Below are 12,854 nucleotides of genomic sequence, written 5' to 3' on the forward strand. Positions count from 1 at the left end.
CCCCAGAGCTCCACGAGCCGCCGACGCCCCCTTCGCACCCGCCACGCGGCGACCGCGGGCCTTGCGGTGCTCGCCGCCGCCCTGACCGCCTGCTCGGGCGGCGGCAGCGGCTCGTCCGCCGCCGAGGCCGCCGAGAAGCCGGAGATCAAGGTGAACCTCTCCGGACAGCAGGCCGCGGCGGGCAAGCCCGTCAAGGTCAGCCTGACCGACGGCAAGCTGAAGAAGGTCACGGTCGCCGACGACAAGGGCACCGCGCTGCCCGGCAAGGTGTCGGCGAACGGCACCACCTGGACCTCGGAGCGCAAGGCGGCGCCCGGCACCGCCTACAAGGTCGAGGCGACCACCGCCGAGGGCGGTAGCGCGAAGTCGTCCTTCAAGACGGCCGCGCCCGACAAGGTCAACAAGGTGACCCTCGCCCCGGGCAAGAACACCACGGTCGGCGTCGCCCAGCCCCTGTCGATCACCTTCGACAACCCGGTCCGCAACAAGGCCGAGGTCGAGAAGCACCTGAAGGTGACGACCTCGAACGACACCGAGGGCTCCTGGGGCTGGATCAAGAACTACGACGGCAAGGACCGCGTCGACTGGCGGCCCAAGGAGTACTGGAAGTCCGGCACGAAGGTGAAGCTGGACGCCCGGCTCAACGGCATCGACTCGGGCGGCGACGACTGGTTCGTGCGCGACTACGCGACCAACTTCACCGTCGGCAAGAACCAGGTCGTCAAGGTGAACCTGGACAGCAAGACCTCGACGCTGGTGCGCGACGGCAAGACCCTCAAGTCGCTGCCGATGTCGGCGGGCACCCCGGGCGGCGACAAGGCGTCCTGGGGCGGCACCTCGGTCCTGATGTCGAAGGAGGGCACGATCAACATGCGCTCCGAGACCGTCGGCCTCGGCGACGCCTACGACAAGATGGTCGACTACTCGATGCGGCTCACCTGGTCGGGCATGTACGCGCACGCGGCCCCCTGGAACGCCTCGTACTTCGGCAACACCAACCACAGCTCGGGCTGCGTCGGCATGAGCGACGGCGATGCGGGCTGGCTCTACCACCAGGCCCAGATAGGCGACCCCTTCGAGGTCACCGGCAGTGGCTCGAAGGGCGTCCCGGACCCGGGCAACGGCTACGGCGAGTGGAACATCTCCTGGTCGGACTGGCAGGCGAAGAGCGCGCTGAAGTAACCGTGCACGCTTCAACGATCGTTACCGGGGCGTAACTTACCGACGGGTTACCCCCGGTAAAGGTTCGCGGTTACCGTCGGGTCACTTTGCACTTTCAACGAGTGAGGAAGTGACCCGTGAGCCACTCGCACCCGCACCGCGTCCTGCGCACGACCACCGTGGGCGCCGTCTCGGCCACCCTCGTCGCCGGGGCCGCCTTCGGTCTGGCCCCGGCGGCACAGGCGGCACCCGCCGCCGGGCCGCGGGCCGCGAGCACCGCCGACGCACGCTCCACCGACGTGCGCTTCGTCGACATCCCCGGGGACGGCGGCACGGTCCTCAAGGCCAACGTCTTCACCCCGAAGGGCGCGAAGGCGGGCGCGCAGTACCCCTCCATCGTGCTGCCCACGAGCTGGGCCATGCCCCAGATCGAGTACGTCGCCCAGGCCCAGAAGCTCGCCGACTCCGGCTACGTCGTGGTCAGTTACAACTCGCGCGGCTTCTGGCAGTCCGGCGGCAAGATCGAGACCGCGGGCCCCGAGGACATCGCGGACGCCTCCAAAGTCATCGACTGGACCCTGAAGAACACCCCCGCCGACCCGGAAAAGGTCGGCATGGCGGGCGTCTCCTACGGCGCGGGCATCAGCCTGCTGGCCGCCGGGCACGACAAGCGGATCAAGGCCGTCGCCGCGATGAGCGGCTGGGGCGACCTGATCGACTCGATCTACAGCGGACGCACCCAGCACTTCCAGGCCGCCGCCCTGCTCGGCGGCGCGGGCGCGCTCACGGGCCGCCCGAGCGCCGAGCTCCAGCAGACCCTCAAGGACTTCCTCGGGTCCAACCTGGACAAGGAGGACGAGATGATCGCGTGGGGCAAGAAGCGCTCCCCCGCGACCTACCTCGACCGGATCAACGAGAACGGCGCGGCCATCATGCTCGGCAACGCCTGGGGCGACACGCTCTTCCCGCCCAACCAGTACGCGAAGTTCTACGAGCGCCTGACCGGCCCCAAGCGCCTGGAGTTCCGGCCGGGCGACCACGCGACGGCGGAGGCGACGGGCCTGCTCGGCCTGCCCAACGACACCTGGACCTCCACCCAGCGCTGGTTCGACCACTACCTCAAGGGCGCCGACAACGGCATCGACAAGGAGCAGCCGGTCCAGCTCAAGTCCCGCTCGACGGGCGGCTACGAGGGCTACCCGGACTGGAAGTCGGTCGGCCCCACCCGCAAGAAGATCGCCATGGCGGGCTCCACCACGATCCGCACGAACGTCGACTCGGGCGCCAACGGCGGCATCGCCATCCTGTCGAACGCCCTGGACCAGTTCTTCAAGCTCCCGCCGATGGCCTCGATGCCCCTGCTGCCGCGGCGTTACGCGGGCGTCTGGCAGTCCGAGCGGTACGACGAGCCTCAGCAGGTGCGCGGGACGACGAAGCTGCACACCACGCTCTCCAGCACCAAGGAGAGCGGCACCCTCGTCGCGTACCTCTACGACGTGGGCCCGCTCGGCCTCGGCAAGCTGGTCAGCAACGCGCCGTACACCTTCCACGGCAAGACACCCGGCAAGCCGTTCGGCGTGGACCTGGAGTTGTTCTCCACGGCCTACGACGTACCGGCAGGGCACAGGCTCGCCCTGGTCGTCGACACGGTCGACCCGCTCTACATCGAGCACAACCCGTCCGGCGCGCAGCTGACCTTCTCCTCGCCGGAGGCGGACCCGTCATACGTGTCCGTTCCCCTGCGCAAGCAGTGATCACCGGCTGCTGCCGGGTGGGCGTGGCCCTGCTGGCTACTGCGTACCCGGCAGCAGCGTCCCTGGTTCGGCCGGGGCCACCTCCGCGGCCTCGGTCTTGGGATTGCGCCGCTGCCGTTTCGACACCCACTGGGCGAACCACGACAGCAACATGCACATCCCGATGTAGATCGGTGAGATCACCATGACAACGGGGATGAAGGGCAAATCGTAGTCGAGGTTCGATGCGATGAGCTTCCCGGCGTGGAGGAACTCCTCGTAGGTGATCAGATATCCGAGCGAGGTGTCCTTCAGGGCCACCACCAACTGGCTGATGATGGCGGGCAACATGGCCCGCACGGCCTGCGGTACGAGGACGTGTCCCATGACCTGTGTCTTGCGCATTCCGAGCGCGTAGGCCGCCTCCCGCTGCCCCCTCTCGACGGAGTTGACGCCGGATCGGAAGACCTCGGCGAGTACGGAGCCGTTGTAGAGCGTGAGTCCGGCGACCAGCGCGGGCAGCGGCTGCACCTTCAGCGCCACGAAGACGAAGAAGATCATCACCAGGACCGGCATCGCGCGGAAGAACTCCACGAGCAGCGTGGCCACCCAGCGCACCGGCCGGTGGTCGGAGAGCCGCCCCATCGCGAGCAGTCCGCCGAGCGCGAGCGCGAGGACCGCGGAGATCGCGAAGGCCTTGAGCGTGTTGCCGAGGCCGCGCAGCAGGAGCTCCTGGATGCCCTTGTACTCGAAGGGCGTCCACTTCGTGGCGGTGAACTGGTCGGTGTCGAACAGCAGGTACAGGATCCACCCGATGAGTGCGAGCACGATGAGGGTGGAGATCAGCCCGTACAGCTTGTGCCTGCGCACGGTTTTCGGGCCGGGGATGTCGTAGAGGGCGGTCGAATCGTGGGAGAGGGCTTTCATCGGGCGACTCCCCAGCGCTTCTCGAGGACATTGAAGATCGCGCTGATGGCGAGGGTGATGACGAGGTAGCCGAGGGCGATCCAGACGAACGTCCAGATGATGTTGTAGCCCAGCTCGCTGAGCGTCTTGTACGTGCCGAGCAGCTCGGTGACGCTGAACGCGCCCGCGATCGCCGAGTTCTTGGCGAGCGCGATGAGGTTGGAGCCGACCGGCGCGATGACGGACCGGAAGGCCTGCGGCAGCACGACCGTCGACAGGGTCTGGCCGAAGCTCATGCCGAGGCTCCTGGCCGCCTCGCCCTGCCCCTTGGGCACGGTGTTGATGCCCGACCTGAGCGCCTCGCAGATGAAGGCGGAGGTGTAGCAGCCGAGGGCGAGCACCGCGAACACCTTGAACGGCAGCACGAGCCCGAAGCGCGGCAGCCCGAGCAGCACCGCGAAGAAGAGCAGCGTCAGCGGGGTGTTGCGCAGGACCGTGACCCACACCGTGCCGAACGCCCGGAAGGACCCGACGGGCGCCACGCGGAACGACGCCATGACGAAGCCAAGGGCGAGGGCCAGGAGCGAGGCGTAGACGGTGAGTTCGACGGTGCCGAGGAAGCCCTCGCCGAACGTGGAGAAGTTGTCTGTCAGTACGTCCACGACGCCTCCTCAGCTCGCCGGGTAGCGGTCGATGGCGGGTGGCTTCGGCGCCGGGACCCCGGAGAGGCCGAGGGTGGCGTCGTAGGCCTTCTTCCAGTCGCCGTTCTTCTCGCGGGCGGCGAGGGCGTCGTCGACGGCGAACCGGAGGGCGTTGTCGCCCCGGGGCACGCCGATGCCGTACGGCTCCTCGGAGAACGGCTTGCCGACCACCTTGAGTTCGTCGGGCACCTTGGCCGCGTAGCCGATCAGGATCGCGTCGTCGGTGGTGACGGCGTCGACCTGATAGGTCAGCAGGTTGTCGACGCAGATGGAGTAGGTGTCGTAGGCGACGAGGGTGGCCTTCGAGTAGTCCTGCTGGATCCGCTGGTACGGGGTGGATCCGGCGGCCGAGCAGACGCGTTTGCCCGCCAGGTCCTGCGGGCCCTTGATGTCCTCCTCGTCGGAGCGCACCAGCAGGCCCTGTCCCGCCATGTAGTAGGGGCCGCCGAAGCCGACGAGCTTCTTGCGGTTGTCGTTGATGGTGTAGGTGCCGACGTAGTAGTCGATCTGCCCGTTCTGCAGGGCGGTTTCGCGGTTGGCCGACGCGATGGTCTTGTACTCGATCTCCTTGGGGTCAAGACCGAGCGAGGCCGAGACCATCTTGGCGATCTCGATGTCGAAGCCGGAGTACGCCCCTGTCGCGGGGTTCTTCTCGCCGAGGAACGGCTGGTCCTCCTTGGCCCCGACGACGAGGTGGCCGCGCCTCTTGGCCTTCTTCCAGGTGCCGGAGTCCGGCAGTGAGAATCCGGCTGCCACCTGGTACTTGGGCAGTTCGTCGGGCTGCGGCCCCTTCACCGGGGGGCTGCCCTCCTTGCCGCAGGCGGTCGCGGCACAGGCGGCGATGACGAGCGCCGCGAGCAGACGTGTCGTACGCATCATGCCTGGCCCCCCGTCAGTGCTTGAGGATCTTGGAGAGGAAGTCCTTGGCGCGCTCGCTCTCCGGGCGGGTGAAGAAGTCCTCGGGGGTGCGGTCCTCGACGATGCGGCCGTCGGCCATGAAGACCACGCGGTTGGCGGCGGAGCGTGCGAAGCCCATCTCGTGGGTGACGACGACCATGGTCATGCCCTCCCGCGCGAGCTGCTGCATGACTTCGAGGACCTCGTTGATCATCTCGGGGTCGAGGGCCGAGGTCGGCTCGTCGAAGAGGAGCGCCTTGGGGTCCATGGCGAGCGCACGGGCGATGGCCACGCGCTGCTGCTGGCCGCCGGAGAGCTGCGCCGGGTACTTCTCGGCGTGCGCGGACAGGCCCACGCGCTCCAGGAGTTCACGGGAGCGCTTCTCCGCCTCGTCCTTCTTGCGGCCCCGCACCTTCATCTGCGCCAGGGCGACGTTCTGGAGGACGGTCTTGTGCGCGAAGAGATTGAAGGACTGGAAGACCATGCCGACTTCGGCACGGAGCCTGGCGAGCGCCTTCCCCTCGTCCGGCAGCGGCCGCCCGTCGAGTCTGATCTCTCCCGACTGGATGGTCTCGAGCCGGTTGATCGTCCGGCACAGTGTTGATTTGCCCGACCCCGAAGGGCCGATGACCACGACCACCTCCCCCTTGCCGACGGTGAGGTTGACGTCCTGGAGGACGTGCAGCTCTCCGTAGTACTTGTTCACATCACGCAGCTCGATCAAAGGATCGACGGCCATGGCAAGACCTGCCCACTCTCAGCTGTGTTCGTCCGGGCAAACTATCCACGTGGAAACGGGACTTACTGGACGACACGCACTTATGGGCATTAACCGTATTTGAGGCAATTCGGGTTACGTCTCGGATGCCTCGGCATGGACCTGCGAAAGCTCGGGCGCTCCGTGCACCGCCCAGTCGAGTCCCGCCTCGACGACCTGGATGTCCCGCCCGGTCTTCAGCCGCACGACGGGACTGCCGCCGGGCCACACGTGCCAGGTCGCGCCCGGCACGGTCCGCACCACGACGGTGCCCAGATAGAGACCCGCGTCGTTGCCGAGCCACGGCAGCAGTTCGGGATCGTCGCGCCAGCGGGGCAGGAGCTGGTCGAGAGCCGCCAACGACGCGGGGGAATCATCGAGTTCGAGCCCCGCGGCACTCGCCTGGGAGCGCAGCAGCTCACACTCGGAGAACAGGGCGGCGACGCCTTCCGGATCCTGCTCGAACACGGCCGCGAGCCCCTCGGCCCGGTCCGTCGCGGAGTGCCGCCTGCGCCAGTTGTCGAGGAACGGAATGTTCATGATCGGCCTCTCCGTGTCCCTTTTCCAAGAATGTATCTTGCATCAGTTGATCACGGAATCAGGCGAATCACCCTACTCCGGAGACTCCGGAGGCTGTCGGGGCCGCGGGTCCGGTCCCGTGCGCCGCACGGCGATCGCCAGGGTGTCGTCCCGGTGGAGCACCTCGCTCACCAGTTCCTCGGCGACCAGGCCGGGAATCCGCTCGGTCGGCTGTACGCGGTGGCGGCACAGGGCGTCCTTGAGCCGGGCCTCGCCCTCGCACGGGTCCCTGCGGCTCTCGGTGAGGCCGTCGGTGTAGAGCAGCAGCACGTCGTCGGGCTCCAGCCGCGTGGACAGGACGCGTTCGCTGCCCGGCAGGGGGAAACCGACGCCGCGCCCGCGCACCTCCAGGTAGGTCGCGGTGCCGTCGCCGTGCGCGAGGAGGGCCGGCGGGTGACTGCCGTTGGCCAGGTCGAGCCGCCCGTCCGCCGGGTTGAGCCGGGCCAGCAGCAAGGTGGCCATGACGCTCTGGTCGAAGGGCGTCAGGATGCCGTCGGTGCGGGCCACGATGCTCTCCAGCGGGTGGCCTTCGAGGGCGAGGGTGCGCACCGCGTGGGTGACGGTCAGCGCGGTGCGCGTACTGGTGATGCCGTGCCCGAGCGCGTCGACGACGGTGACGTGGACGGTGCCGTCCGGGAGGGTGAACCAGTCGTACAGGTCCCCGCCGGTCGGCGCCTCGTCGCTGGCCGGGGCGTAGTGCACCGCGAGCTCGAGACCGGCGACGTGCAGCGGCCTGGGGCGCAGCGCGTCCTCAAGGGCGCGCAGGGTGCGTCCGTGCGCCGTGCGCAGTTGCTCGTCGCGCTCTTCGAGCTGCACGTACAGGGCAAGGACCCCGCTGTTGGTCTCGGCCATCTCGTCCTTGAGCCTGCGGTGCTCGTCGGCGAGGGCGTCGGCGCGGGCCAGCGCCGCGCGGAGCTCCTCCTCCAGGAGCGCGACGTCGGCGTCGCCGTTCCGCGTCGCCGCGGCGGGCGTGGCCTGCGGACGGCTCGCGGGCTGCCCCTCGGGCAGGGGCAGGTGCCACACGACGGTGCCGTCGGACCGGGTCTGTGCGCGCAGCGGCAGGCGGTCCGTCGCCACCGCCGCGCCGGAGCCCTGGCGCGGCAGGCGCAGCGCGAGCGTCAGCAGGCGCACGCCGTCCTCGTCGGTGCCGCGCCCGCTCAGCAGGGTGACGGAACGGCCGCCGCCGAGGACCGGGGCGGCCACTTCGGTCAGCGACTGGACCAGGCGGGCCCGTTCGTCGGCGGGCAGCCGGTGTCCTATGGCGATGCTTCGTACGGTGTGCCGCAGGGCCGCGAGCGTGCGGACGGTTTCGCGGGTCATCTCATTCCCAGGTGGGGGCCAAGAGCGAGGACGGTGGCATCGTCGCGGCGGCGCCGGTGCGTGTGGGCCAGCGAGGCCGCGAGGAGCGCCGGGGGCAGGGCGAGGCGCGCGGCCGTGGGGGCGTAGGCCCACCGGTGGTCGATGCCGTCGGTGTGCAGGACGACGCTGGTGTGCTGAGGCAGGTCCACGAAGCGGCTCCTCGGCGTGGGCAGGGTGTATCCGACGATCCCCGCCTGCCCCGTGAGCTGGTGGTTGACGCCTTCGGATGACAGCGTCACTGCCCGGACGTTGCCGATTCCGCAGTATTCGGCGCGTCCGGCGGCGACGCGGAGGACGGCGACGGCGGCGCCGCGCGTGTGCCTCAGCGCCTTGTGCAGCGCGGTCAGGATGTCGGCCAGCGGGGCGTGGGGGTGGGCCAGGAAGGTGCGCTCAGCCCGCTGGGTCGCCGCGGCCGCCTCGGGTCCGTGGCCGAGGCCGTCGACGACCAACGCGGTGCGTACGCCGTCCTGTTCGGCGACGGCGTATCCGTCGCCGCTGGTCTGCTCCCCGTCGGCGGGCAGGCACAGTGCGCCCGTGGCGGCCGGGGAGCGTGGGGCCTCCGGCGGGGCCAGGCGGGCGTGGGCGAGCGTGCCGAGACTCGCGTCGGAGCGGATGGCGAAGTCCGTGGCGATCCGGCGTGCGGCGCCGAGGCCCGCACCCATCGTTCTGGTGGTGCTGTACCCGTCCCTGAGGCTCAGTCCGATGTCGGGCATGCCGGGTCCGCTGTCGACGGCGATGACGTCCATGCCGCCGACGAGGGGCGAGCGCTGGACGAACAGGGCGCCGTTGCGGGCGTGCTTGATGATGTTGCTGGCCAGCTCGCTCGCGAGGACGGCCGCCTGGTCGGGCAGCGCCCCGGGCATCTCACAGGCGGTCGCGAGGGAGCGGGCGTGGTCGGCAGCGCTCTGCACAGCGCTCGGGTGGTCTATGTCGATGTGCAGAGTCCGTGCCGTCGAGCCGGTGTTCATCGCCGTTCGTTCCAGCGCAGGGCCGTGATGGTGGTGCCGAGGCCCGGCGATGTCTGCACCTGGAACTCGTGCATGAGACGGCGGGCGCCGCCCAGGCCGTGTCCCAGTCCGGCACCGGTGGTGTACCCGTCGGCGAACGCCTGGTCGACGTCGGCGATGCCCGGTCCTTGGTCGCTCACCGCGAGCCGCAGCCCTCGCCGGTCGCCCTGCCGGACGTTCTCCAGGGACAGGGTGCCGCCCCCGCCGTGCACGTAGGCATTGCGGGCCAGTTCGCTGGCGGCGGTGACGATGCGCGTCTGGTCCACGAGCCCGAAGCCTGCCCGCTGCGTCGCGTCCCGCACCGCGTGCCGCACGGTGAGCAGGTCCTCCTCCGAGCGGATGGCGTGGACGGTGCGGACGTCGCTTTCCGGGGTGCTTCCTGAACGCGTGGGGGCGGGCAGGGTGGTCGTCTTGTCGAGGTCACCGTAGAGGGACAACAGGGGCCCCCTTTGGGGGTTGAGGAGCCGGTTGCCACCCCAACGCGATCATTCCCTGCTCCGCGTTGAGGGTGGTCTCCACACCGGACAGCTGCAGGCCCAGTTCCACCAGAGTGATGGCGACGGCCGGCCGCATGCCGGCCACGATCACCCGGGCGCCGAGCAGCCGGGCCGTGGTGGTCAGTTCCATCAGCGTGCGGGCCACGAACGAGTCGATGATCTCGAGCCGTGAGATGTCGATGAGGATCGCCCGCGCACGGTCTGCGACGATGCGCTCGGTCAGCTCCTCGGTGAAGGCGATGGCCGCCTTGTCGTCGAGTTCGTTGAGCAGGCCCGTGACCAGGACGTCACCGAGGCGCAGGATCGGAACACCGCTCAAGCCCCCGTTCACCGCGCATCCGCGAGCGAGGCACGCTGGGTGGGGTGGTCCGTGAGCAGCGGGATGGCGGCGGCGAGTGCGTCCGCCAGCGTCGCCCGCGTCAGGATGGCCGACAGGTCGATGCCGAGCTGGGCGATGATCTGGGCGATCGGCGGGCGGATGCCGCTGATCACACAGTCGGCGCCCATCAGCCGTACGGCGTTGACCGTCTGCATCAGGTGGTGTGCCACCGCGGTGTCCACCGTCGGCACACCGGTGATGTCGATGATCGCGACCTGCGCCTCGTCCCGCTCGATGGCCTCCAGCAGGTTCTCCATCACCACCTGGGTGCGGGTGGTGTCGAGCGTCCCGATCAGCGGCACGGCGAGCACGTGGTCCCAGAGGCGCACCACCGGGGTGGACACTTCGAGGAGCTGGCGGCTCTGCCGCCGGATGATCTCCTCGCGCCCGTCCACGTAGATGTCGAAGGACAGGGCGCCCGCCGTGTCGAGCAGGCGGTTGATGAACAGCGCGGCGTGATAGAGCGCGGTCACGTCCCGCGTCTCCTGCTGGACCGCCTCCAACAGCGCTTCCTTGAGCGTCAGCACGGCCTGCGAGGTCGCCGTGGGGGTCGCGCCGCCTCTCGCCCGGCGCAGCGACAGATCCGTGACGCACTGGCGCAGCCCGGGGTGCTTGCCCACCACGTCCTGCACCGGGAGATCGGTTTCGAGACCGGCGAGCAGCGCGTCGACCAAGGAGTCGGCTTCTTCGTTCAGCTCGGCCTCGGTGACACCGGTCTCCAGGACCGCCTGTTCCGTCTGGAGCGCCACCCAACGGTCGGCGACCTTCTCCCCCTGCTCGCGCAGGGCGGCGCCGACGCGCAACCGGGCTTCGGACTCACTGGAGTTCATTCCATCCACCTTAGCAATTGTTGTCGCATGGCAAATGTTAGCCGAGGTATGCGATCTTCGAAGGCGGACGGCCGGCCTGTGTCGGCTGCCGGACGTACGCGGGTACCTGGATGTGCCGGGAGTAAACCCACGTGCGGGGACGAGCCGTCACCGCACGCACCGCGCGGCCCGACCGGGCCGCGCGTCAAGCGGACTCGACTGCGCCGTCGGGTGCCTGGGCCCGGGAACGCCCCGGCGCGGTGTCCTCCACGGCCCGGTGAAAGCCGCTCAGCCCCTTCACCAGGGCGGTACGCTCCGCGGGCCGCATCGCCGAAATGGCGTCCAGCAACGCACTCTCCCGGCGGGCTCTCAGTTCGTTGAGGTAATTTTCTCCCCGGCTCGACAAGCGCAGCTCGAGCTCGCGGCGGCTGGCTGAACTGAGGGATCGCTCAATGAAGCCCAGGGCATGAAGGCGGTCACACATACGACTCACCGAAGACGGCGCGGACCCCAGGGACTCACCGAGCGTCCGCAGATTGATGCCCTGAGCGCCGTCCAGGACGTAAAGCACCCGCAGCTGTGACGACGACACGGGTGCCGTCGGGGCGATGTCCCTGCCCCTGCTCCACAGCACCTCTAGCAATTCGATGACTTCCCGGGCAGCATGCGCGGCCGCATCCTGGTCGACCCTGACGGAAGTTTCGGAGTTCATGCCCTCAACTGTGACACTTCGCAATGGCCCTGTCAGTCGCTGAGGCATGGCGGACGCTCGGCCCCTTCCCGCACTCCCGACCCGAACCGGAACAGGTGGTACCCAACAAGTGGACAGATTCACGGCTGTGGAACGCGCCCTGCGCAAATCCGCACCGCACGCTCTTCTCGAAACAGTGCGGGACGCGCTCATCGGGCAGTACACAGCCTGCTCGGTCGACCTGCTCATGGCCGACTACGCGATGACCATACTCCAACCGGTCAACGCGCTCCCGCACACGGCAGCACCCGTGGCGGTCCACACCAGCCCGGCCGGACGCGCCTTCGGCGCACAGGAACCGCACATCGAGCCCGGCCCCCACGGGGCTCCGGCCACCGTCCACCTCCCGGTGAGCGTGCGCGGCGACCGCATCGGCATCCTCAGCGTCCGCCTCCCCGCGGATGCCTGCGACACCGCGGTCGTACGCGAACTCGGTGACGTCGCCGAGGTCCTCGGTCACGAGATCGTCGTGGCCGAGCGGGACACCGACCTCTACCTCCAGGCGCGCCGCGCCGACCGGCTCACCCTCGCCGCCGAGATGCAGTGGCAGCTGCTGCCCGGCCGGTCCTGCTCCCGTCCCGAGTACGACATCGGCGCCCAGCTCGAACCGGCGTACGCGATCCACGGCGACAACTTCGACTGGTCGACCTCCGCCGACCAGCTCACCCTCACCGTCACCAACGGCATGGGCGAGGGCATCGAGGCCGCGCTCCTCACCAACCTGGCCGTCAACGCACTGCGCAACGCCCGCCGGGCCGGACTGTCGCTCAGCGACCAGGCCTGCCTGGCCGACCAGGCCGTCTACGGCCACTACCAAGGCGCCGTGCACCTCTCCACGCTGCTCCTGTGCTTCGACCTCGCCACGGGAGAAACGCAGATCATCGACGCGGGCTCCCCGCGGATGTGGCGCGTGCGCGGCGGCAAGGCCGAGCCCATAGAGCTGGACGGGCAGCTGCCGCTCGGCATGTCCGAGGACACGCCCTACGCCGTGGAGCGCTTCCGCGTCGAGCCCGGCGACCGGCTGCTGTTCGTCAGCGACGGTGTCTACGACGTGGCGTCGCCGACGGGCGAGCGCTACAGCGAGCGCGCCCTCACCCGGGCGATGACGAGCACCCGTCTCCTGCCGCCCTCGCAGGTTCCGCGCGCGGTGCTCCATGAGCTCTCCGGCCACCGCGGCCCCATCGACGCCGACGACGACGCCATGATCGTGTGCATGGACTGGCGGGGACGCCCCTGAGGCGGGCGTGACACATACCGGCCAGGAATGAGGGAGTTGAATCCGCCATTGTTCGGGCAGGCGTTCCTTTCGGGACGGCCG

At 69.4% G+C, this 12,854-nt stretch carries 14 protein-coding genes; 3 read left to right on the top strand and 11 right to left on the bottom strand.

Annotated elements, in window-relative coordinates; translation table 11 throughout:
- The first annotated feature begins 66 nt into the window (after positions 1 to 66).
- Together ABZV77_RS00120 and ABZV77_RS00125 are read left to right on the top strand one after the other, a co-directional pair.
- Entirely contained in the window at positions 67 to 1,182 is a 1,116-nt protein-coding gene (locus ABZV77_RS00120) for an Ig-like domain-containing protein (protein WP_356250085.1), read from the top strand.
- Positions 1,183 to 1,298: 116 nt separating this feature from the next.
- Positions 1,299 to 2,915: a CocE/NonD family hydrolase gene (locus ABZV77_RS00125; protein ID WP_356248633.1), complete on the top strand. Its 1,617-nt coding sequence runs from the start codon at positions 1,299 to 1,301 to the stop codon at positions 2,913 to 2,915.
- 36 nt (positions 2,916 to 2,951) lie between these two features.
- Here the strand turns inward: ABZV77_RS00125 and ABZV77_RS00130 are convergent, their stop codons facing one another.
- From ABZV77_RS00130 to ABZV77_RS00180, 11 genes are all read right to left on the bottom strand, one after another.
- A complete protein-coding gene (locus ABZV77_RS00130) occupies positions 2,952 to 3,821 on the bottom strand; it encodes an amino acid ABC transporter permease (protein WP_356248635.1) in 870 nt (289 codons plus the stop codon).
- Complete coding sequence (locus tag ABZV77_RS00135) at positions 3,818 to 4,462, bottom strand: amino acid ABC transporter permease (RefSeq protein WP_356248637.1); 645 nt, start codon at positions 4,460 to 4,462, stop codon at positions 3,818 to 3,820. Before ABZV77_RS00135 ends, ABZV77_RS00130 begins: the two co-directional genes overlap by 4 nt.
- 9 nt (positions 4,463 to 4,471) lie before the next feature.
- A complete protein-coding gene (locus ABZV77_RS00140; RefSeq protein WP_356248639.1) occupies positions 4,472 to 5,380 on the bottom strand; it encodes a glutamate ABC transporter substrate-binding protein in 909 nt (302 codons plus the stop codon).
- Between the two features lie 13 nt (positions 5,381 to 5,393).
- The gene (locus ABZV77_RS00145; RefSeq protein WP_356248641.1) at positions 5,394 to 6,137 is read right to left on the bottom strand and encodes an amino acid ABC transporter ATP-binding protein; all 744 of its coding nucleotides are present in this window, start codon (positions 6,135 to 6,137) and stop codon (positions 5,394 to 5,396) included.
- A 114-nt stretch (positions 6,138 to 6,251) separates the two neighbouring features.
- Positions 6,252 to 6,695, bottom strand: a complete 444-nt coding sequence (locus ABZV77_RS00150) for a DUF6278 family protein (protein WP_356248643.1) — start codon at positions 6,693 to 6,695, stop codon at positions 6,252 to 6,254.
- A 72-nt stretch (positions 6,696 to 6,767) separates the two neighbouring features.
- Positions 6,768 to 8,054 (bottom strand): PP2C family protein-serine/threonine phosphatase, encoded by a 1,287-nt coding sequence (locus ABZV77_RS00155; RefSeq protein WP_356248644.1) that lies wholly within the window; start codon positions 8,052 to 8,054, stop codon positions 6,768 to 6,770.
- Positions 8,051 to 9,061, bottom strand: a complete 1,011-nt coding sequence (locus tag ABZV77_RS00160; protein ID WP_356248646.1) for a SpoIIE family protein phosphatase — start codon at positions 9,059 to 9,061, stop codon at positions 8,051 to 8,053. Before ABZV77_RS00160 ends, ABZV77_RS00155 begins: the two co-directional genes overlap by 4 nt.
- Positions 9,058 to 9,501, bottom strand: coding sequence for an anti-sigma regulatory factor (locus ABZV77_RS00165; RefSeq protein WP_356250087.1), 444 nt, complete (start codon positions 9,499 to 9,501; stop codon positions 9,058 to 9,060). The genes ABZV77_RS00160 and ABZV77_RS00165 overlap by 4 nt, the downstream gene beginning before the upstream one ends.
- A 19-nt stretch (positions 9,502 to 9,520) precedes the next feature.
- Entirely contained in the window at positions 9,521 to 9,928 is a 408-nt protein-coding gene (locus tag ABZV77_RS00170) for an STAS domain-containing protein (protein WP_356248648.1), read from the bottom strand.
- On the bottom strand, positions 9,925 to 10,806 hold the full coding sequence (locus ABZV77_RS00175; protein WP_356248650.1) for an STAS domain-containing protein: 882 nt from the start codon (positions 10,804 to 10,806) through the stop codon (positions 9,925 to 9,927). Before ABZV77_RS00175 ends, ABZV77_RS00170 begins: the two co-directional genes overlap by 4 nt.
- Before the next feature lie 184 nt (positions 10,807 to 10,990).
- A complete protein-coding gene (locus ABZV77_RS00180) occupies positions 10,991 to 11,497 on the bottom strand; it encodes a MarR family transcriptional regulator (protein ID WP_356248652.1) in 507 nt (168 codons plus the stop codon).
- 109 nt (positions 11,498 to 11,606) lie between these two features.
- On the opposite strand from ABZV77_RS00180, the gene ABZV77_RS00185 reads away from it, so the two are divergent.
- On the top strand, positions 11,607 to 12,773 hold the full coding sequence (locus ABZV77_RS00185) for a PP2C family protein-serine/threonine phosphatase (protein WP_356248654.1): 1,167 nt from the start codon (positions 11,607 to 11,609) through the stop codon (positions 12,771 to 12,773).
- The last annotated feature ends 81 nt before the right edge of the window (positions 12,774 to 12,854 follow it).

Origin of the sequence: Streptomyces sp. NPDC004732, assembly GCF_040609235.1 — a bacterium.
Taxonomy (GTDB): domain Bacteria; phylum Actinomycetota; class Actinomycetes; order Streptomycetales; family Streptomycetaceae; genus Streptomyces.

What these genes read in the sequence shown, in the direction of transcription:
- ABZV77_RS00150 (WP_356248643.1), bottom strand. Translation starts at nt 6,695, where the DNA reads ATGAACATTCCGTTCCTCGACAACTGGCGCAGGCGGCACTCCGCGACG.
- ABZV77_RS00155 (WP_356248644.1), bottom strand. Translation starts at nt 8,054, where the DNA reads ATGACCCGCGAAACCGTCCGCACGCTCGCGGCCCTGCGGCACACCGTA.
- ABZV77_RS00175 (WP_356248650.1), bottom strand. Translation starts at nt 10,806, where the DNA reads ATGAACTCCAGTGAGTCCGAAGCCCGGTTGCGCGTCGGCGCCGCCCTG.
- ABZV77_RS00160 (WP_356248646.1), bottom strand. Translation starts at nt 9,061, where the DNA reads ATGAACACCGGCTCGACGGCACGGACTCTGCACATCGACATAGACCAC.
- ABZV77_RS00145 (WP_356248641.1), bottom strand. Translation starts at nt 6,137, where the DNA reads ATGGCCGTCGATCCTTTGATCGAGCTGCGTGATGTGAACAAGTACTAC.
- ABZV77_RS00180 (WP_356248652.1), bottom strand. Translation starts at nt 11,497, where the DNA reads ATGAACTCCGAAACTTCCGTCAGGGTCGACCAGGATGCGGCCGCGCAT.
- ABZV77_RS00140 (WP_356248639.1), bottom strand. Translation starts at nt 5,380, where the DNA reads ATGATGCGTACGACACGTCTGCTCGCGGCGCTCGTCATCGCCGCCTGT.
- ABZV77_RS00130 (WP_356248635.1), bottom strand. Translation starts at nt 3,821, where the DNA reads ATGAAAGCCCTCTCCCACGATTCGACCGCCCTCTACGACATCCCCGGC.